Origin of the sequence: Arthrobacter sp. L77 (assembly GCF_000816565.1) — a bacterium.
Lineage (GTDB): Bacteria > Actinomycetota > Actinomycetes > Actinomycetales > Micrococcaceae > Arthrobacter_D > Arthrobacter_D antioxidans.
Window position 1 is genome coordinate 227,784 of record NZ_JWSU01000004.1, and the last position, 17,969, is coordinate 245,752.

Genomic DNA, 17,969 nt, shown 5'->3' on the forward strand with positions numbered 1-17,969 from the left:
GGGTCGGCCGTCTTTCACTCCAGTCACATCTGCCCCTAGAATGGATCCTTAGGCGGATTATCCTTTTGCTTCAAGGCGACACGCCGAACGGTCACCCTCCGGATAGGTCTCCGGTGCCGATCCCAGGGTGAAGTGCAAGCCTCCATGCAAAGGAATAGTGGTGAGATGGCAGACGGGAACAACGTCTCGGATGTGCAGTTCCTGACGGTCGCGGAAGTCGCGGGACTCATGCGCGTGTCGAAGATGACCGTGTACAGGCTCGTGCACGCAGGAGAGTTGCCGGCCGTCCAGTTCGGCCGCTCCTACCGTGTCCCCGAGTCCGCGGTGGAGGACTTCCTCCGCCAGGCGCAGGTCGACGGGCAGTCCGAGACCGCCTGATCGCCGGTCGTCCGTGGGGTCCGCAAACGGATGTACCCTGTTAAGGAGCGTTTTGGGCGGGTTTCGAGCCTGCTCGACTTATTGCATCAAACGGGCAACTGCCACCAGGCATGCGCCTTTCGTCATCACCAGGGCGTGCCCGAGGCTCTTCGCCGCAGTCCGCCCTGGCAACACAACAGTTTGTGAGGACTCTATGGGTTCAGTAATCAAGAAGCGCCGCAAGCGTATGGCAAAGAAGAAGCACCGCAAGCTGCTTCGCAAGACCCGTCACCAGCGCCGCAACAAGAAGTAGGCAGGCGCCCGGCCCAGAGCCGGAGCGTGCCGACCGGCCCGGATTCCCGCCTTCTCGGCGTGGAAGCCGGGCCGTCGTCGTCTGGCGGACTCTCCGTCGTCGGCCGGGCCCCCGGCCCCGTCCGGGGTCAGTGGCTCCTGAACCGTGAGTACCCGCGCCACAGCCCGTAGACGGATCCGACGACGGTCGCCGCGCGCAGGCCCAGGGTCGCGGCCCGCCGTCCGCTGCGGAAGTCGTAGACGGGCCAGTTGTTCGCCCGGGCATGGCGGCGGAGCCGGGCGTCCGGGTTGATGGCCACCGGATGCCCGACGGCGGTCAGCAGCGGGATGTCGTTGTAGGAGTCGCTGTAGCCCCAGCACCGCGAGAGGTCCAGGTTCTCCCGCTGCGCCAGTTCCAGCACCGCGACGGCCTTGGCCGGCCCGTGGAGGAACTCGCCGACGAGTCTGCCGGTGTAGAGGCCGTCGGCGACCTCCCCCACGGTGCCGAGGGCCCCGGTGAGCCCGAGGCGGCTCGCGATCACGCCGGCCACCTCCACGGGGGTGCCGGTCACCAGCCAGACCTGCCGGTGCGAGGTGAGGTGCTGTTCGGCCAGGGCGCGCGCGCCGGGCCAGATCTTCGACGCGATCATCTCGTCGTAGACCTCCTCGCCCAGGGCCAGGATGTCCTCGTGGGCGATCCCGATGGCGAAGGCGAGGGCGGCGTCGCGCACCGAGTTCACGTCCGTCATCGTCTCGCCGCGCATGATGAAGCGGAGCTGCTTCCACGCCAGGCCCGCGGCGAAGCGCAGCGTGAAGGCCTTGCGCTGGTACATCTTGCGGCCCACATGGAACAGGCTGGCGCCGCGCATCAGCGTGTTGTCCACGTCGAAGAAGGCTGCTTCGCCCGCGACGGTCGCCGAAGGCTGGAGGATGGGGTGCGTGACCCGGGCGGCGTCCGGCATGCTCCGAGTCTAGTTCTTCGGTTCCGCCCCCCGACGGCCTCTGCTGCCGGCACCGCGCGGGCGCAGTACCGTGGAGGGATGCAAACCCCTGCGGAGATGCCCGGCACCGGCGTGGTGCTCCTCACTCGACCCGGGTGTCATCTCTGCGAGGATGCCCGCGCCGTCGTGCGGCGGGTGACCGACGACCTCGGCCTGGGCTGGCGCGAGGTGAGCGCCGCCGAGGTCCCCGCGCTCGGTGCACGCTTCGCGGAGGAACTGCCCGTCCTGTTCATCGACGGCGTCCAGCGGGACTTCTGGTCGATCGACGAGGCGAGGCTGAGGCGGCTGCTGGCCGGCGCCTGACGGGCCCCGACCGGCCGCCCCTCCGGTCCCCCCACGATGCCCATCGCCCGGCTTGGAGGCCCCGCGTCGTCGGCATACAGTGGGTGGTACTTCCGCCCCCGACGCCGAGGGACCCCGGAACCGCAGCTCCCGGACCGGGCGCGGCGGTGCTAGCAACGGAGCCGATGACAGTGACAACGCCGGACAGGCCAGGCCTTCACCCCGTGGACGAGGCGGCGCGCCACATCCCTCCCGCATCGGTCGCGCGTCTCACCATCTACTTGCGGGCGCTGAATTCCCTGCTCGCCGAGGGCATCGAACGGGTGTCCTCCGAGGAACTCGCGGATGCCGCCGGAGTGAACTCGCCCAAACTCCGCAAGGACCTCTCCTACCTCGGGTCCTACGGCACCCGGGGCGTCGGGTACGACGTGCAGTACCTCAACCGGCAGATCTCGGTGGCCCTCGGGCTCACGCTCGACTGGCGTGTCGCGATCCTCGGCGCGGGCAACCTCGGACGGGCCCTCGCCGGCTACTCGGGGTTCGGCTCGCGCGGGTTCGAGATCGTGGCGCTCTTCGACGCCGACCAGCTGGTCGTCGGGTCCGAGGTGGGCTACCTCCGGGTCAGCGCGGTCGACGACCTCGAGGCGGTGCTGGAGCGCACCCGCACCAACATGGCGGTGCTCGCGGTTCCCGCAGCAGTCGCCCAGGAGCTGTGCGACCGCCTCGTCGCGGCCGGGATCTCCAGCATCCTCAGCTTCGCGCCCGTGGTGCTGCAGGTGCCGCCGCACGTCCAGCTGCGCAAGGTGGACATGTCCACCGAGCTCCAGATCCTGGCCTACCACGCACAAAGGGCGCAGGAGCCGGACCTCGGTCCGGTCTCCCGCGCCCAGTAGGCGGGGTCACGAGCGCCTGCGCCTCAGTACCCGAGCTTCTGCGGGGCGAAGTACGGCCGTGCCGGCTTCAGGTAGGTCAGGACGACGCCTGCCACGCCCAGGAGCAGGACGATCACACTGAGTGTGATCGACAGCCCGGAGACCGGCACCGCTTCCTGGCCTGAGGCCTCGACGGCCTGATTGGCGAGCGGCAGGAGCAGCAGGCCGCCGACGGTCACCAGCACATTGAGGGCCGCGAGGACCGTCGCGGTGATGCGGGCCCAGTTGCGGCCCCGCCGGATGAAGATCGCCAGGACCACGTAGACCGCGGCCGCGAGGGCCGCGAACAGCAGCTGGGACACCATCTGGACCGATGATCCGGCGCCCTCGGGGATCTCCGTCACCCCGACGACGGAGGACAGGAAGTGGAGGACGCCCGCAGCGAGGATGAGGTAGTACGCCCGCTGGACCTCCTTCGGTGCGGGCCCCTTCTCGGCGAGACCCGGCGCGCCCGACGCCGGGTAGGCGTAGTTCGGGGACGGGGCCTGCTGGGAAGAGGGGTTCCGGCCGGTGCCGCCCGCTCCCGGGGCGTTCCAGGCGGGCCCGTTGTCCTGCCCGTTCGGGGTGTCCTGTGGTGTGCTCATCGTCGCGTCCTTCGCTGATCAGGTAGTGGTCATCCGGCCGGTGGTGCCCCCCATGGACGCGGCCCCCGTGGATGTGGTCACCGTCAGCCTAGTTCGTGGGCTCCCCCCGAAGGCGGGACGAAACGCCGACGGCCGGCGTCGTCGGGAGGACGACGCCGGCCGTGGGGGCCTGCGGGCGGGCGGTGGCCCGGGTGGCGGATCAGACCGTGGCGACCGCGGGGGCCACGAAGGCGGCCTCGATGGTGATGGTCACCTTGTCGCCGACGAGGACGCCGCCGGCTTCGAGGGCCGCGTTCCAGGTGAGGCCGAAGTCCTTGCGCGAGATGCTCGTGGAGGCCGAGACGCCGGCGCGGGTGGCGCCGAAGGGGTCCACGGCCACGCCGTTGAACTCGGCGTCGAGGGTCACGGGCTTGGTGATGCCGCGGATGGTGAGGTCACCGTTGATCCGGTACGTCTCGCCGGAGCCCTCGTGGGAGGTGGAGACGAAGGTCATCTCGGGGAACTGCTCGACGTCGAAGAAGTCGGCGCCCTTGACGTGGCCGTCGCGGTTCTCGTCGCCGGAGGTGAAGGATGCGGTCCTGATGGTCGCGGAGATGCTCGAGTCCTCGAGCGACGAGCCGACGGCGAGTGCGGCATCGACGTCCTTGAACGAGCCGCGGACCTTGCTGATGCCTGCGTGGCGGACGCTGAAGCCCACCTCGCTGTGGGAGGGGTCGAAGGACCAGGTGCCGGAGGTGAGGCCTGAGGGGACAGTCATGGGGAACTCCTGAGAAGGGTGGCTGGCGGATGCTTACAGGGACTAGAAGCATGCATATGCATGTTTTATTCCATGCATCAGTAAAACGTTCAACAAACCCCCGCGCAAGTATCGATTGGCCGTCGCACGCAGCATGCGTGAAACTGGAAGGATGCAGCGATCAACCGTCCACCTGGTGCGCCACGGTGAGGTCCACAACCCCGAGGGAGTCCTCTACGGACGGCTCCCCGAGTTCCATCTCTCCGATCTCGGCCGTCAGATGGCCGCGCAGATGGCCCGGTACTTCCAGGCACGGCGCGACGACGGCGCCGACATCGTGCACCTCGTGGCCTCGCCGCTCGACCGTGCACAGGAGACGGCGCAGCCGCTCGCGGACACCCTCGGGCTCGCGATCGCCACCGACGAGCGCATCATCGAGGCGGAGAACCGCTTCGAGGGCATGTCCGGGATCAAGAGCAGGCTCCGGCAGCCCCGCAACTGGCCGTTCCTCGTCAATCCCCTCCGCCCCTCCTGGGGCGAGCCCTACCGCCTGCAGGTCGAACGCATGATGGCGGGAGTCCACGACGCGCGGCGGCTGGCCCTCGAGCTCGGTGCCGACAGGGGGGAGGGCCGCCCCGCGGAGGCCATCCTCGTCAGCCACCAGCTCCCGATCTGGGTGACGAGGCTCGCCGCCGAGCACCGCCGGCTCTGGCACGACCCGCGTCAGCGTGAATGCACGCTCACGTCCGTCACGTCCCTCGACTTCGACGGCGAGACCATCCGGCGCGTCCGCTACGCGGAGCCGTGCGCCGACCTGCTGCCCGAGGCGGCGAATGTCCCCGGCGCGTAATAGAATTACTACACGTCGTAGAAATCAACGGAAGAAGCCGTGATCACACCCGTCCGTCCCGCACCGCGCCGCCGCCTGCTCACGCTGCGTACGGCGCTGGCCTTCGCCGTGCCGGTCTCGCTCGCGCTGACGTCCTGCGCGGCGGAGGATCCGTTGGCGCAGCAGGCCGCGGCAGGGGACGGCAAGAACTACATCGCGGGTGACGGCTCCGTCACCGAGTACGCGGCGAGCGACAGGGGAGAGCCCGTCGAGGTGTCCGGCACCCTGTTCGACGGCACCTCCGTGTCGAGTGCCGAGTGGGAGGGCCAGGTCACCGTGCTCAACTTCTGGTATGCCGCCTGTGCCCCCTGCCGCGAGGAGGCACCCGACCTCGTCTCGCTGCACGACGACTACGCGCCGCAGGGCGCCGCGTTCTACGGCGTGAACATCCGCGACGAGAAGGCCACGGCGGAAGCCTTCGAGCGCAGCTTCGACATCCCGTACCAGAGCTTCGCCGACAAGGACGGCGGGGTGCTGCTGGACATGACGCAGTACGTCCCGCCGCAGGCTGTCCCCACCACGATCGTGCTGGATCGCGAGGGGCGCGTCTCGGCTCGGATCCTCGGACTCGCGGACCGCAGCACGCTCAAGGCCCTGATCTCCGATGCCCTCGCCGAATAGCGCGCCGCGCCGGGCATGCCGATGACGGGGCCGCTGGCCGCGTCGATGCCTCTCGCCGTGGGCAACGCCTTCGCCGACGCCGTCCTGAACGGCTCCATGCTCCTGGCGCTGCCCGTCGCCCTCCTGGCGGGCCTCGTCTCCTTCGTCTCTCCCTGCGTCCTGCCCCTGGTCCCGGGCTACCTCGGGTACGTGACGGGACTGACCGGCGTCGACCTGGAGAAGCAGAGGAAAGGCCGCATGCTCGCCGGGATCGGCCTGTTCGTGGTCGGCTTCTCGGTGGTCTTCATGGCCTACGGGACGCTCTTCGGCCAACTGGGAGCCTTCCTGCGGGTCTCGCAGGGATGGCTCCTCCAGGTGCTGGGCGTCGTCGTGATCCTCCTCGGCATCATCTTCATGGGCGGGTTCTCCTGGTTCCAACGGGAGAGCCGCCTCCATGCGCGGGTCCCGGCGGGGCTCCTGGGCGCTCCGCTGCTGGGGGTGACCTTCGGGCTCGGCTGGGCGCCGTGCATCGGGCCCACCCTGGGCGCGGTGCAGCTGCTCGCCATCTCCGGCAACGACGCCACAGCGCTGAAGGGCGCCGTGCTCACCTTCGTGTACTGCCTCGGGCTCGGTCTGCCCTTCCTGCTGATCGCACTCGGCGTGCGGCGCGGCATGGGTGCGCTCGCGTTCTTCCGGAAGCACCGGCTCCTGCTGCAGCGCTCCGGGGGAGGGCTCCTGGTGCTCGTGGGCGTCCTCATGGTCACGGGCGTCTGGAACCTCTGGATCACCCAGTTGCAGGATCTCCTGATCGGCAACGTCGTCCTCCCGATCTGATCGGCGGACGCGCACGGCACGGCACGGAATCGAATCGACTTGATGGAAGGCCCACAGTGAAGCAGGACGTCACACAGGACACGAGGGACAGGCCGGGCGCCTCGACGGCCCGGTCCGACGTCGTCCTGCCCTCCCTCGGATTCCTCGGGACCCTCCGGTGGGCCTGGACGCAGCTCACGAGCATGCGCACCGCACTCTTCCTGCTCCTGCTGCTCGCCGTCGCCGCCGTTCCCGGCTCGCTGTTCCCGCAGCGCCCGGCCAATCCCGCCATCGTCACGCAGTACATCCAGGACAACCCGGACACGGGGCCCGTCCTCGACTGGTTCCAGCTCTTCGACGTCTACTCGTCGGTCTGGTTCTCCGCCATCTACCTCCTGCTGTTCGTCTCCCTCATCGGCTGCGTGATCCCCCGCGCGATCGCGCACTTCAGGGCGGTGCGCTCCACCCCGCCGCGCACGCCGAAGCGGCTCTCGCGCCTGCCCGTCCACGGCACGCTCGAAGTGCCGTCGGACCAGGCCCGCGGGGCGGGGCTCACCCCCGCCATCGCCGCCGAGCAGGCCGCGGCCATCCTCCGGAAGCGCGGCTACCGCGTGGACGTGCGGGACGCCGACACCGACCGCCCCTCGGTGGGTGCCGAACGCGGACTCGCCAAGGAACTCGGCAACCTCGTGTTCCACACCTCCCTCATCGGGGTCCTGGTCTCGGTGGCCGTCGGAGGGCTGTTCGGCTACAACGGCCAGAAGGTCGTGGTCGAGGGCGACAGCTTCGTCAACACCCTGATCGGCTACGACTCCTTCAACCCGGGCTCCAACTTCTCCGACGACCGGCTCGAGCCGTACTCCCTCCGGCTGGACTCCTTCGACGTCCGCTTCGACCGCGACCAGGAGAGCCATTACGGCCAGCCGCTGGACTTCACCGCCGAGGTGACCACGCAGGACGGCCCCGGCGCGGCCGAGGAGTCCCAGGTCCTCAAGGTCAACGCACCGATCACGATCGGCGGGACGAACGTGTACCTCGTGGGCAACGGCTACGCGCCGGTGGTGACGGTCCGCGACGGCGAGGGCAACATCGCCTCGGAGGGGCCCGTCGTCTCGGTACCGTCGGACGGCCTCTACACGTCGCTGATCGTCATCAAGGCCCCGGACGCCAAGCCGGACCAGCTCGGGTTCGTGGGCTTCTTCCTCCCCACGGCGTTCGTGGACGAGCAGGGTGTGTCCTTCTCCCGGGACCCGGACCCCTTCAACCCGCAGCTCAACCTCAACTCCTACTACGGGGACCTCGGGCTCGACGACGGCACCCCGGAGAACGTGTACGTCCTGGACACCGAGAACCTGACGGAACTGAACAGCCGCTCCAGCGACGACGGCGGGATCGTACTCGGCGTGGGCCAGACCTACGACCTGCCCGAGGGCAAGGGGTCGATCACGTTCGACGGGCTGAAGCGGTACGCGGCCCTCGACATACACCACGACCCCGGGGAGGTCGGCGCGCTCGTCTTCTCGACGCTCGCGCTGCTCGGCCTGACGGCGTCCCTGTTCATCGGACGCCGCCGGCTTTGGGTCCGCACCGGGCAGCACCCCGACGGCCGCCTCATGGTCGAGTACGGGCTGCTCGCGCGCGGCGAGGACCACCGGCTGCCCGCGGAGGGCCAGGCCGTCGAGAAGCTGCTCACGGACCGCTGGGCGGTGCCGGGCGGCACGGGAGAGAATAAGGTGCCGGAGGCCGCGTCGTCGGCAGCAGGCACGGGGCAGTCGCACCACAACTCAAAGGACAACTGATGCCACAACCAGTCAACGCAGAGCTCGGGCAGGTCAGTGAGCTCTTCATGCTGCTGGCCTCCATCGCCTACGTGGCGGCCCTGATCTTCTTCGTGCTCGACCTCGTGCGCTCGAGCACGACCATCGGCTCGCTCGAGACCCGGCTCGCCCAGGAGAAGGCCGCCCCCGCCCTCGCCGGCGTCGGTGCGCGCGGAGGCTCGACGTCGGCCGCCGCGCCGACCGCTCCCGCCACCGCCGACGACTCGATGGACTACGGTTCCGGTCCGCGGCGTGGCGCCGCGCGCATCGCCGTCGCGCTGACGGTGCTCGCCGCCGTCATCCACGGTGCCGCCGTCGTCACCCGCGGCATCGCCGCGAACCGCGTGCCATGGGGCAACATGTACGAGTTCTGCACCACGGGTGCGTTCCTCGTCGCCGCGATCTTCCTGATCACGCTCACCCGCAAGGACCTCCGCTTCGTCGGGTCCTTCGTGGTCGGGCTCGTCGTCGTCATGCTGTGCGCGGCCACCGTCGGCTTCCCCACGCCCGTCGCACGGCTCATCCCCGCGCTGCAGAGCTACTGGCTGATCGTGCACGTCTCCATCGCCGTGGCCTCCTCCGCGCTGTTCACCATCACGTTCGCGATGTCGGTGCTGCAGCTCCTCCAGTCCTCGCGGGAGGCCAAGCTCGTCGCGGGCAAGGCGGACACGGCGAAGTTCCTGCGCCTGGTGCCCTCCGCGCTGAGCCTCGAGAACCTCGCCTACCGCCTCAACGCCATCGCGTTCGTGGGCTGGACCTTCACCCTCATGGCCGGTGCCATCTGGGCCGAGCAGGCCTGGGGCCGGTACTGGGGCTGGGACACCAAGGAGGTCTGGACCTTCGTGATCTGGACCGTCTACGCGGGCTACCTGCACGCCCGCGCGACACGCGGCTGGACAGGGACCCGCGCCGCATGGCTCTCGATCGTCGGCTACCTCTGCATCGTCTTCAACTTCACGATCGTGAACATCTACTTCTCGGGCCTCCACAGCTACTCGGGGGTCTGACGCCCCAGCTCCGAGAATCGGCTGAGGCCCCCCGGACACAGGAGAGCCCCGCAGCTCCTGCTGCGGGGCTCTTCCGTGTCCGAACGCTGGTCGGGTGCCGCGGCGCTTCGTCCCGGTCCGCGCCGTCACGGAGTGGGAGGGTTCGAACATTCCCACTCCACGGCCTCGTCCGGTGGGAGCAAGTGCGGTGAGGGTGACGTCATGGCCACCTCCGCACGGCATGGCCGTCAGGGCTGGTGGGCTCCCGTGGGGCCGGACCCGGCGTCGTCGTTGCCGTCGCCGTCGTGCTTGTCGTCCTGCGCCGGCTCGTTCTTCCCGGCGTCGCGGGCCTTGGCCTCGCGCTCCTTCTGCTCCTGCTCGCGGCGGCGCCTCTCCTGCTCGCGGGCCTGCTGCCACCGCTGGGTCTCGAGGTTCTGCAGGAAGGCGGGATCGTCGTCGGGGGCCGTCGGCTGGCGGGGTGCCGGGCGGCGCGGGCCCGGGGGCCGCTCGCTGCGTGGGCGGCCGAGGAGGAACCACATACCCGCCCCGATGAGCGGGAGGATCAGGATGGTGATGAACCACGCGGTCTTCGAGATGCTCCGCACTTCGTGTTTTCGGCTCATGACGCAGTCGATCAGCGCGTAGATGATGACGGCGACTCCGAGGATCGCGGCGAACAGCAGGAGGCGGGGCATGCGCCAATTGTAGGCGAGTAAACTTGGAGCGTGGCCTTCCTCAAATTCACCGCCCTCCGACTCCTCCTGATCGTCGTCTTCTACGTGGCGTGCGTGCTGCTGGGCCTCGGGCTCTTCCTCTCGGCGGTCGTGGCCGCCATCCTCGCCTGGTGCGTGACCTACCTGTTCGCCCGGGATCTCCGGGATGCCGCCGCGGCCACCCTGCAGCGCCGCATGGCGCCGGGCGCCCCTCCGGTCCGGACCGCCGTCGAGCTCGACGACGCCGCCGCCGAGGACGCCCTCGACCCCAACATGCCCGTCAACGCCGACCGCAAGCCGCGCCGCGACGCCGCCTGAAGCGCATCCCGCTGTCGCCGCAGCCGCCGGAAGCACGGAGCGCCGTACCGTGAGGGGCGAGCACCAAGCGGCTGCGCACCGGTCGTACACGCACGCGACCGGTCGCCGAACCCCGGCGGCTACCGGCCGGTAGCCGCCGGGAGCACTGCTAGCCGAGGGCCCGCGTGATCACGATGCCCGCCGCGAACAGGATGCTGAACGCCAGGTTGATCAGCCCCGTCTGCTTGAGGACGGGGATCAGGCTCGTGCGCCGGGTGCCGGTGAGCATCAGCCGGCTCGGCGCGAGGCAGGCCGGGACGAGCAGCAGGACGAGCAGCATCCATGGATACTCGCCGCTCAGGAACAGCGGCAGCAGGACGGCGGCGGCGAGCATCACCACGTAGCTGATCCGGGCGGCGGTGTCGCCGAGCCTCACGGCCAGGGTCTTCTTCCCCACGGCGGTGTCGGTGGGGATGTCTCGGACGTTGTTGGCCATCAGCAGGGCCATGGCGATGAGCCCCGTGCTCACCGCACCGATCCACGCCGCGGCGCTGAGCTGGCCGGCCTGCGTGAACGTGGTGCCGAGGGTGGCGACCAGCCCGAAGAACACGAAGACGAACACGTCGCCCAGCCCGCGGTACCCGTACGGGTTCTTGCCGCCCGTATAGCCCCAGGCGGCCGCGATGCAGCCCACGCCGACGAGCAGCAGGATCCACGAGGCCTGCGACAGCAGGATCAGGACCAGCCCGGCCAGCATGGCGAGGCCGAAGCAGGCGAAGGCGGCGAGCTTCACGTGCCGGGGCTGCGCTGCCCCCGAGCCGGTCAGGCGCAGCGGTCCCACCCGGACGTCGTCCGTCCCGCGGATGCCGTCGGAGTAGTCGTTGGCGTAGTTCACGCCGACCTGCAGGAGCACCGAGACGACCAACGCCAGCAGCGCGTGGACGGGCTTGAAGGATCCGAGCCCGACGGCCGCAGCACTGCCGACGATCACGGGGGCGAACGCCATCGGCAGCGTGCGGGGGCGGGCTCCTTCGAGCCACTGGGCGGCAGTCGCCACGGGTCAGTCCTTCAGGTCGGGTGCGTCGGTGCGGGATCTCCCCGAAACGGCTAGGCGCGTTCGAGGAGCGTGTGGATGGTCCGGCGGTCGGGCTTGCCGCCCGGCAGCAGGGGAAGGGCGTCGAGCGTCACGATGGCCTTGGGGACGGCGTGCGCCCCCAGTTCCACGTGCACCGCCTGCCGGACGACGTCGGCGTCGATGTCGCCCACGATTGCCGCGGCGACCGCCGTGCCCCACTCCTCGCTGCGGATCCCGAGCACCATGGCCTGTTCGACACCGGGCAGCGCCTGGATGACGTCGGAGACCCTCGTCGCGGAGACCTTGAGCGCCCCGGTGATGATGACGTCGTCGAGCCGGCCGTGCACGGTCACGGAACCGTCCGTCGCCACCTCCCCGGCGTCGTCGGTCACGAACCAGCGCTGACCGGAGTTGAAGACGAACTTCTCCTCGGTGAGCCCGGGCGCGTCGAGGTAGCCGGCGGCGAGAACGGGGCCGCCGATGCGCAGCCGGCCGTCCACGGAGCGGAGCTCGACGCCGTCGAGCGGTGTGCCGTCGTAGACGCACCCGCCGCAGGTCTCGCTCATGCCGTAGGTCTCGACAATTGTCAGGTCCTGGCTGCGGGCGAGGGACCGCAGGGACGCCCCGGCCGGGGCTCCCCCGAGCAGGATGGCGTCGAAGCGGCGCAGGAGGCGGAGCGTCTCGGGCGACGGGTCGGCCAGCAGCCGGTGGAGCTGCGTGGGCACCAGGGAGGTGAGCCGGACGCGGTCGGTGAGTTCGGCCGCGGCATCGGTGAAGGCCTGCGGCGTGAATCCCGCGGAGGTGTCCATGACCCACGGCTGCGTCCCGGCATACAGGGAACGCACGAGGACCTGGAAGCCCGCGACGTAGTGCACGGGCAGCGTGAGGAGCCACTGCCCCTCCGCCTTCAGGGCGAACGCGGTGCCCATGGCCGAGGCCGCGAGCGCGTCGACGCTGAGCATGGTCTGCTTGGGGGTCCCCGTGGATCCCGAGGTGCTGATGACCGCTGCGATCTCGTCATTGGGCAGTTCCCGGCCGAACACCTGGTCCGACCTCACGTGGGGGGCGACGGCGGGACCCTCGCCGGCGAGGGCCGCGGCGAGGGGCTTGAGCAGCCCGAGGGCGTCGAAGCCCTCGGGGGTGTGCACGGGGAGGAGTTCCACGCCGCTCCTAGAAGTAGTAGGGGAACGAGGACCAGTCGGGGGCGCGTTTCTCGAGGAACGCCTCCTTGCCCTCCACCGCCTCGTCCGTCATGTACGCGAGGCGGGTCGCCTCGCCTGCGAAGACCTGCTGGCCGGCGAGGCCGTCGTCGGCCAGGTTGAAGGCGAACTTGAGCATCCGGAGGGCCTGCGGGCTCTGCCGGGCGATGTCCGCCGCGTACGCGAGCGCGGTCACCTCCAGCTCCCCGTGGTCCACGGCCTCGTTGACCGCGCCCATGTCCACCATGTCCTGCGCGGAATATTCACGGGCGAGGAAGAAGATCTCCCGCGCCTTCTTCTGGCCGATCTGGCGGGCCAGGAGGGCGGAGCCGTAGCCGGCGTCGAAGCTGCCCACGGTGGCGTCCGTCTGCTTGAACCTGCCGTGCTGCGCCGACGCGATGGTCAGGTCCGCGACGACGTGCAGGCTGTGCCCGCCGCCGGCGGCCCACCCGTTGACGACGGCGATGACCACCTTCGGCATGGTGCGGATCAGCCGCTGCACCTCGAGGATGTGGAGGCGTCCGGCCCGCGCGGGGTCGATCGTCTCCTTCGTCTCGCCCTCCGCGTACCGGTAGCCGTCCCGGCCTCGGATCCGCTGGTCGCCGCCGGAGCAGAAGGAGTGACCGCCGTCGCGCGGGCTGGGCCCGTTGCCCGTGAGCAGGACGGTGGCGACGTCCGGCGTCATGCGGGCGTGGTTGAGGGCCCGGTACAGCTCGTCGACGGTCCCGGGCCGGAACGCATTGCGCACCTCGGGGCGGTCGAAGGCGATCCGCACGGTGGGCAGGTCGCGGACGATCCCGCCGTCGGCGTCGCGCTCCACCTGGCGGTGGTAGGTGAGGTCCGTGAAGTCCTCGAAACCCGTCACGACCCGCCAGCGGGTGGGGTCGAAGATGTCGGATACCTTGGCGGGGAGCTCTGAAGTCACCCGTCGAGTCTAGCGGCGCGGGCCCGGCCGGGCCCGCGGCCCTCGCCGGTCAGGCGATGCAGAACTCGTTGCCCTCGGGATCGAGCATGACGTACCAGGCGTACGGGCCCTGGGAGTGCTGCTCCACGTAGCGCGCGCCCCGCGCCTCGAGCCGCGCCCGCTGGGTGTCGCGGTCGGCGCCGGCCAGGTCGACGTCGAGATGCACGCGGTTCTTGGTGGTCTTCGGCTCCGGGACCGGCTGGAAGAGGATGCGCTCGCGGCCCGGACGGCCGACGTCGTCCGCCCGGCAGATGCCGGCGCCGGTCCTCCAGACGCGCGAGCCGTTGTGCGTGACGACGTCCGATTCCCGCGCGTGGCCCTGCGCGATCATCCGGTCGATGAACGCCTCGTCGGTGGGTTCGACGACCCAGCCGAGCGTCTCCGCCCACCAGTCCGCCTGGGCGTGGGCATTGCTGCAGTCGATCGAGACCTGGATGGAGAAGGGCATGACGGCAGGGTAGGCCCCCCGGCACGGGAGGGGAAGAGCCCGACCGCACGCCGCGCGGACGGTGGGGAGGCCCCTGCGGCGGTTGCTACGCTTCGGCCATGGACGCTACCCCGCTCTCCGGCAGCGACACCACGGCCGACATCACGGGAACCGCCGCCACCACGGGAACCGCCGCCACCACGGGAACCGCCGCTATCGGACCGGCGGCGGGAGCCGTCCGCTGGGATGGCGCTGTGAATGCACGGGACCTCGGGGGTGTCGGGGGATCCGTCCAGCCGGGTCGGCTCTACCGGATGGGCCGGAACGAGTGGCTCACGGAGGCGGGCTGGCGTCAGGCCTGGGAGCAGGGCGTCCGGACCGTCGTCGATCTCCGGCATCCCTTCGAGCGCGGTCGCCGGGGAACGGATCCGCTCGTCGGCGCGCACGCCGTCGAGCGGTTCGAGTTCCACAATCTCCCGACGGAGGACCAGTCGGACGGGGAGTTCATGGCGCTCTGCGGACCGTATCTCAGCTCGCCGGAGCACTACGGGGAGAACCTCCGGCGGTGGCCTGAGAAGTTCGCCCGCGTGGCCCGGGCATTCGTGACCGCTCCTGCCGGGGGAGTGGTGGTCCACTGCGCCGCCGGGAGGGACCGCACCGGGCTCGTGGTGGCCGTGCTGCTCAGCGCGGCGGGGATAGGGCCTTCGGCGATCATCGCCGACTACGAGCGGGCCGTCACCGCCATGAACGAGCGCTACCGCGGCCAGGAGACGCCGCACGAGACGCCGAGGACGGACGACGAGCTCGCGACGTGGCTCACGGGCGCGCGGAGGCAGCTCGGGGACCTGCTGTCATCGCTCGACGCCGCGCGCTATCTCCGCGACGCCGGCCTGGCGGCGGAGGAGCTCACTGCCCTGGGAACGCGCCTGACGCACCCCGCCTGGCCCCTCTAGCGCTGCAGCCGGGAGAAGTTCACGGAGCTGCGCACGGCGGGGAAGTAGCCGGACCGGTAGCCCTCGTCCGTCGGGTGCAGGTTGTCCACCGCGCCGGGCCGGAAGGTGATCCAGGGATCCGCGGATCCGAGCCCGTGCCCCTCGAACTTCCGCACCAGGTCGACGAACGTGAAGCCGTGCGCCTCGGCCCGGCTCCTGATCACCGCGTTCACGGCGTCCGTGCCGTCGTTGAACGCGGCCTGCGAGGCGACGGGCAGCAGGACGGGAGTCCCCGCCTCGGGGGAGAACAGGTGCGGATAGCCGGTGACCACCACGGTGGCATGGGGCGCCGCGGAGCCGATGGTGCTGTACAGCGCGTCGAGCGTGCGTCCCAGCATCGGCAGGGCCGTGGCGTTCTGGGCGGCGATGAACTGCTCGCACTCCGCCGTGGGACGGGTGGCGCACACTCCGGCGACCTGCCCGAAGCCTGCGTCGTTCCCGCCGGCGGAGATGGTCACGAGGTCCGTGGACGGGGAGAGGGCGCCGGAGGTGACGACGCGTCCCACCTGTTCGGGCAGGTCCAGGGCGCCCCCGGCCTCGGTGGCCGCCTTCGCGCCGGCGCAGGTGGCATCGGCCACCAGCTCCACCTGCTTCTTCGTGTCGAGGATCCCGGGCAGCCCCAGGGGCGTCTGGCCGCACGCGTTCACGTAGGACCCGGCGCCGAAACCCGAGGCGTACGAATCCCCGAGCGCCACATAGGACAGCGGTGCCGGCGGTGCGGCTGCCACGGGGCCTGCGGTGCCCCCGATCAGGGCTGCCGTGGCTGCTGCGGCAAGGGCGATCAGCCTGGGCCGGATCCCGGTGGAGTGCTTCGTGTGGTTCATGGGCTCACCGTACCGGGGATCGGCCGGTCCAGCAGCAGGTTCGTGATGCGCAGCGTGCACAGGCGCCGTCCCGCGTCGTCGGTGATCAGGACCTCGTGCGTGGTGAGGGTCCGGCCGAGGTGGATGGGCGTCGCCGTGACGGTGACGGTGCCTTCCCTCACGCTCCGGTGGTGCGTCGCTGACACGTCGACGCCCACCGCCGTCTTCCCGAGGGTTGACGCATGGATCACGGCGGCCCACGATCCCACGGCCTCTCCGACGGCGAGGGACGCTCCGCCGTGGAGGAGCCCGAAGGACTGGCGGTTCCCCTCCACGGGCATGGTCGCCACCACCCGCTCGACGGACTGTTCCTCGATGGCGACTCCCATCCGCTCGTCGAGCTCTCCGAGGGTGATCGTCCAGGGGGGAAGGGATTCATGCGTCACGGCGGGCTGCTCCTGCGGATGGGGTCGGGGGTCGTCCGCCACTGTAGCGCCCGCGCGCCCGGCCCACGGGAGGTGCGTTCCATAACGATCCGATGACGGGATCCTCGCACTTCCTGCGCTGACCTGCGGCGATGCTGACCTCCGCGTCGTTCCGGTGCCCGTGGAAGCGCTCCCACTTGACAGTGTCCTACGTCACAGTCAGGATGGAGGCTCAGCGTGAGAGCGCTCCCACCGGGGTCGTCACAGAGTGTGTCACAGGTGGGAACGCACCCCTCGCCGGTACCACACCCTGCACCCGCGGAAGGCTCATTCGTGCGCTCCCGCGTCCCGTCGGCGTCTTCGACCTCCTGAAGAAGGCGCACCAGTCGACCGTTCCGGCCTGCGTCCTCCAGCGGACGCGGAGACCACCAGGAAGTTCCACCCAGAATCCGCTGCGGACGCAGTGTGATCCGAATTGACAAAGGAGTCACCCGTGCAGAACCGAGCACGAATCACCGCCCTCTCGGCCGCGGCCGCATGCCTCGCACTCACCCTCGCCGCCTGTGGTTCGGGCGGCGAGGAGAACGCCGGAGTGGAGGGGGAGACCGGCACCGAGGAGGTCACCCTCTCGGTCGGCACGTTCAACGAATTCGGCTACGAGGAGCTCTTCACCGAATACGAGGAGCTCAACCCGAACGTCACCATCGAGCACAAGAAGGCAGCCACCTCGAACGAGGCCCGCGACAACCTCACCACGCGGCTCGCCGCCGGATCCGGGCTCTCCGACATCGAGGGCATCGAGATGGACTGGCTGCCCGAGCTGCTCGAGTACTCCGACCAGTTCGCCGACCTCAGCGACCCCGCCGTCGAGGGACGCTGGCTCGACTGGAAGAGCGCTGCCGCCACCACCGAGGACGGGCAGCTCATCGGCTACGGCACCGACGCAGGGCCCCAGGCCGTCTGCTACCGCGCCGACCTGTTCGAGAAGGCCGGGCTCCCCAGCGACCGCGAGTCCGTCGCGGACATGCTCGACGGCTCCTGGCAGGACTACTTCGACGCCGGCAAGAAGTTCGTCGCCGCCAGCGACGGCACGGCCTGGTTCGACTCCGCCGGAGCCACCTACCAGGGCATGATCAACCAGGTCGAGAACGCCTACGAGGAGGACGACGGCACCGTCATCGCGACCGAGAACCCCGAGGTCAAGGACATCTACGAGCAGGTCCTCCAGGCCTCCGTCACCGACGGCCTCTCCGCCCACCTCACCCAGTGGGAGGACGACTGGACCGCCAGTTTCCAGTCCGACGCGTTCGCCACGAAGCTCTGCCCGGGCTGGATGCTCGGCATCATCGAGGGCAACGCCGAGGGCATCGACGGATGGGACATCGCCGATGTCTTCCCCGGCGGCGCCGGCAACTGGGGCGGGTCCTACCTGACCATCCCCACCCAGGGCGCCAACCAGGCCGAGGCCAAGAAGCTCGCCGAGTGGCTCACCGCCCCGGAGCAGCAGATCAAGGCCTTCGAGTCGAAGGGCAACTTCCCCAGCCAGGTCGACGCGCTCGAGAGCGAGACGCTGCTGGGCCAGACCAACGCGTTCTTCAACGACGCCCCGACCGGTGAGATCCTCGTCAACCGCGCCAACGCGATCGACGTCAGGCCCTTCAAGGGCGCCAAGTACTTCCCCATCAACGATGCGATGCAGCAGGCCCTGACCCGTGTCGACGTCGACGAGACCGACGACCCCGCCTCCTCCTGGGAGAAGTTCGTCACCGCTGTAGGCGCTCTGTAG

General features: G+C 70.0%; 22 protein-coding genes. 12 read left to right on the plus strand and 10 right to left on the minus strand.

The genetic code is table 11. The features are described 5' to 3' along the window. Positions 1–165: 165 nt before the first annotated feature. Both RY94_RS03570 and RY94_RS17120 read left to right on the plus strand, forming a co-directional pair. Positions 166–378 (plus strand): helix-turn-helix domain-containing protein, encoded by a 213-nt coding sequence (locus RY94_RS03570; RefSeq protein ID WP_043441875.1) that lies wholly within the window; start codon positions 166–168, stop codon positions 376–378. Positions 379–571: 193 nt separating this feature from the next. After that, the gene (locus RY94_RS17120; protein WP_003792170.1) at positions 572–670 is read left to right on the plus strand and encodes a 30S ribosomal protein bS22; all 99 of its coding nucleotides are present in this window, start codon (positions 572–574) and stop codon (positions 668–670) included. A 127-nt stretch (positions 671–797) separates the two neighbouring features. On the opposite strand, the gene RY94_RS03575 is transcribed toward RY94_RS17120, so the two are convergent. Then, positions 798–1,610 (minus strand): HAD family hydrolase, encoded by an 813-nt coding sequence (locus RY94_RS03575; protein ID WP_043441878.1) that lies wholly within the window; start codon positions 1,608–1,610, stop codon positions 798–800. Between the two features lie 78 nt (positions 1,611–1,688). Between RY94_RS03575 and RY94_RS03580 the strand changes: the two genes are divergently transcribed. Next, positions 1,689–1,952 (plus strand): glutaredoxin family protein, encoded by a 264-nt coding sequence (locus RY94_RS03580; protein ID WP_231554400.1) that lies wholly within the window; start codon positions 1,689–1,691, stop codon positions 1,950–1,952. 164 nt (positions 1,953–2,116) lie between these two features. Further along, a complete protein-coding gene (locus RY94_RS03585; protein WP_043441884.1) occupies positions 2,117–2,824 on the plus strand; it encodes a redox-sensing transcriptional repressor Rex in 708 nt (235 codons plus the stop codon). Between the two features lie 23 nt (positions 2,825–2,847). On the opposite strand, the gene RY94_RS03590 is transcribed toward RY94_RS03585, so the two are convergent. Beyond that, a complete protein-coding gene (locus tag RY94_RS03590; RefSeq protein ID WP_043441887.1) occupies positions 2,848–3,447 on the minus strand; it encodes a hypothetical protein in 600 nt (199 codons plus the stop codon). 199 nt (positions 3,448–3,646) lie between these two features. Beyond that, complete coding sequence (locus tag RY94_RS03595) at positions 3,647–4,204, minus strand: YceI family protein (protein ID WP_043441890.1); 558 nt, start codon at positions 4,202–4,204, stop codon at positions 3,647–3,649. Between the two features lie 151 nt (positions 4,205–4,355). Between RY94_RS03595 and RY94_RS03600 the strand changes: the two genes are divergently transcribed. Genes RY94_RS03600 through ccsB form a run of 5 tightly spaced genes read left to right on the plus strand, consistent with a single transcriptional unit; the run spans position 4,356 to position 9,309 of the window. Next, the gene (locus tag RY94_RS03600) at positions 4,356–5,033 is read left to right on the plus strand and encodes a histidine phosphatase family protein (RefSeq protein ID WP_043441892.1); all 678 of its coding nucleotides are present in this window, start codon (positions 4,356–4,358) and stop codon (positions 5,031–5,033) included. 39 nt (positions 5,034–5,072) lie between these two features. Continuing rightward, positions 5,073–5,693 carry a TlpA disulfide reductase family protein gene (locus tag RY94_RS03605; RefSeq protein ID WP_043441894.1) on the plus strand — a complete coding sequence of 207 codons (621 nt, stop codon included), beginning with the start codon at positions 5,073–5,075 and terminating at the stop codon, positions 5,691–5,693. Between the two features lie 57 nt (positions 5,694–5,750). Beyond that, positions 5,751–6,506 carry a cytochrome c biogenesis CcdA family protein gene (locus tag RY94_RS03610; RefSeq protein ID WP_043443461.1) on the plus strand — a complete coding sequence of 252 codons (756 nt, stop codon included), beginning with the start codon at positions 5,751–5,753 and terminating at the stop codon, positions 6,504–6,506. A gap of 56 nt (positions 6,507–6,562) precedes the next feature. Continuing rightward, the gene (resB, locus tag RY94_RS03615; protein WP_231554401.1) at positions 6,563–8,284 is read left to right on the plus strand and encodes a cytochrome c biogenesis protein ResB; all 1,722 of its coding nucleotides are present in this window, start codon (positions 6,563–6,565) and stop codon (positions 8,282–8,284) included. Continuing rightward, positions 8,284–9,309: a c-type cytochrome biogenesis protein CcsB gene (gene ccsB / locus RY94_RS03620; RefSeq protein ID WP_043441897.1), complete on the plus strand. Its 1,026-nt coding sequence runs from the start codon at positions 8,284–8,286 to the stop codon at positions 9,307–9,309. The genes resB and ccsB overlap by 1 nt, the downstream gene beginning before the upstream one ends. 227 nt (positions 9,310–9,536) lie before the next feature. Here the strand turns inward: ccsB and RY94_RS03625 are convergent, their stop codons facing one another. Beyond that, positions 9,537–9,983 (minus strand): PLD nuclease N-terminal domain-containing protein, encoded by a 447-nt coding sequence (locus RY94_RS03625; RefSeq protein ID WP_082046030.1) that lies wholly within the window; start codon positions 9,981–9,983, stop codon positions 9,537–9,539. A gap of 30 nt (positions 9,984–10,013) precedes the next feature. On the opposite strand from RY94_RS03625, the gene RY94_RS03630 reads away from it, so the two are divergent. Beyond that, positions 10,014–10,319, plus strand: coding sequence for a DUF4229 domain-containing protein (locus RY94_RS03630; RefSeq protein WP_043441901.1), 306 nt, complete (start codon positions 10,014–10,016; stop codon positions 10,317–10,319). A gap of 148 nt (positions 10,320–10,467) precedes the next feature. Here the strand turns inward: RY94_RS03630 and RY94_RS03635 are convergent, their stop codons facing one another. Genes RY94_RS03635 through RY94_RS03650 form a run of 4 tightly spaced genes read right to left on the minus strand, consistent with a single transcriptional unit; the run spans position 10,468 to position 13,984 of the window. Next, positions 10,468–11,355 carry a 1,4-dihydroxy-2-naphthoate polyprenyltransferase gene (locus tag RY94_RS03635; protein ID WP_043441904.1) on the minus strand — a complete coding sequence of 296 codons (888 nt, stop codon included), beginning with the start codon at positions 11,353–11,355 and terminating at the stop codon, positions 10,468–10,470. Positions 11,356–11,405: 50 nt separating this feature from the next. Continuing rightward, positions 11,406–12,536, minus strand: coding sequence for an AMP-binding protein (locus tag RY94_RS03640; protein ID WP_082046031.1), 1,131 nt, complete (start codon positions 12,534–12,536; stop codon positions 11,406–11,408). Positions 12,537–12,543: 7 nt separating this feature from the next. Then, positions 12,544–13,497 (minus strand): 1,4-dihydroxy-2-naphthoyl-CoA synthase, encoded by a 954-nt coding sequence (locus RY94_RS03645; RefSeq protein WP_043441907.1) that lies wholly within the window; start codon positions 13,495–13,497, stop codon positions 12,544–12,546. 49 nt (positions 13,498–13,546) lie between these two features. Then, on the minus strand, positions 13,547–13,984 hold the full coding sequence (locus RY94_RS03650; protein ID WP_043441910.1) for a VOC family protein: 438 nt from the start codon (positions 13,982–13,984) through the stop codon (positions 13,547–13,549). Positions 13,985–14,082: 98 nt separating this feature from the next. Here RY94_RS03650 and RY94_RS03655 point away from each other — a divergent pair, with 98 nt between their 5' ends. After that, on the plus strand, positions 14,083–14,916 hold the full coding sequence (locus RY94_RS03655; RefSeq protein WP_052273898.1) for a tyrosine-protein phosphatase: 834 nt from the start codon (positions 14,083–14,085) through the stop codon (positions 14,914–14,916). On the opposite strand, the gene RY94_RS03660 is transcribed toward RY94_RS03655, so the two are convergent. Together RY94_RS03660 and RY94_RS03665 are read right to left on the minus strand one after the other, a co-directional pair. After that, positions 14,913–15,779, minus strand: a complete 867-nt coding sequence (locus RY94_RS03660) for an SGNH/GDSL hydrolase family protein (protein WP_052273899.1) — start codon at positions 15,777–15,779, stop codon at positions 14,913–14,915. The two genes, RY94_RS03655 and RY94_RS03660, sit on opposite strands and share 4 nt — an antisense overlap. Next, positions 15,776–16,147, minus strand: coding sequence for a hotdog fold thioesterase (locus RY94_RS03665; RefSeq protein ID WP_082046142.1), 372 nt, complete (start codon positions 16,145–16,147; stop codon positions 15,776–15,778). The genes RY94_RS03660 and RY94_RS03665 overlap by 4 nt, the downstream gene beginning before the upstream one ends. Before the next feature lie 529 nt (positions 16,148–16,676). On the opposite strand from RY94_RS03665, the gene RY94_RS03670 reads away from it, so the two are divergent. Continuing rightward, positions 16,677–17,969 (plus strand): ABC transporter substrate-binding protein, encoded by a 1,293-nt coding sequence (locus RY94_RS03670; RefSeq protein ID WP_043441914.1) that lies wholly within the window; start codon positions 16,677–16,679, stop codon positions 17,967–17,969.

Excerpts from the sequence above, each read along its gene's own strand:
- RY94_RS03570 (WP_043441875.1), top strand. The coding sequence starts at position 166 with ATGGCAGACGGGAACAACGTCTCGGATGTGCAGTTCCTGACGGTCGCG.
- RY94_RS17120 (WP_003792170.1), top strand. The coding sequence starts at position 572 with ATGGGTTCAGTAATCAAGAAGCGCCGCAAGCGTATGGCAAAGAAGAAG.
- RY94_RS03575 (WP_043441878.1), bottom strand. The coding sequence starts at position 1,610 with ATGCCGGACGCCGCCCGGGTCACGCACCCCATCCTCCAGCCTTCGGCG.
- RY94_RS03580 (WP_231554400.1), top strand. The coding sequence starts at position 1,689 with ATGCAAACCCCTGCGGAGATGCCCGGCACCGGCGTGGTGCTCCTCACT.
- RY94_RS03585 (WP_043441884.1), top strand. The coding sequence starts at position 2,117 with ATGACAGTGACAACGCCGGACAGGCCAGGCCTTCACCCCGTGGACGAG.
- RY94_RS03590 (WP_043441887.1), bottom strand. The coding sequence starts at position 3,447 with ATGAGCACACCACAGGACACCCCGAACGGGCAGGACAACGGGCCCGCC.
- RY94_RS03595 (WP_043441890.1), bottom strand. The coding sequence starts at position 4,204 with ATGACTGTCCCCTCAGGCCTCACCTCCGGCACCTGGTCCTTCGACCCC.
- RY94_RS03600 (WP_043441892.1), top strand. The coding sequence starts at position 4,356 with ATGCAGCGATCAACCGTCCACCTGGTGCGCCACGGTGAGGTCCACAAC.
- ccsB (WP_043441897.1), top strand. The coding sequence starts at position 8,284 with ATGCCACAACCAGTCAACGCAGAGCTCGGGCAGGTCAGTGAGCTCTTC.
- RY94_RS03625 (WP_082046030.1), bottom strand. The coding sequence starts at position 9,983 with ATGCCCCGCCTCCTGCTGTTCGCCGCGATCCTCGGAGTCGCCGTCATC.
- RY94_RS03650 (WP_043441910.1), bottom strand. The coding sequence starts at position 13,984 with ATGCCCTTCTCCATCCAGGTCTCGATCGACTGCAGCAATGCCCACGCC.
- RY94_RS03655 (WP_052273898.1), top strand. The coding sequence starts at position 14,083 with ATGGACGCTACCCCGCTCTCCGGCAGCGACACCACGGCCGACATCACG.
- RY94_RS03660 (WP_052273899.1), bottom strand. The coding sequence starts at position 15,779 with ATGAACCACACGAAGCACTCCACCGGGATCCGGCCCAGGCTGATCGCC.
- RY94_RS03665 (WP_082046142.1), bottom strand. The coding sequence starts at position 16,147 with ATGGGAGTCGCCATCGAGGAACAGTCCGTCGAGCGGGTGGTGGCGACC.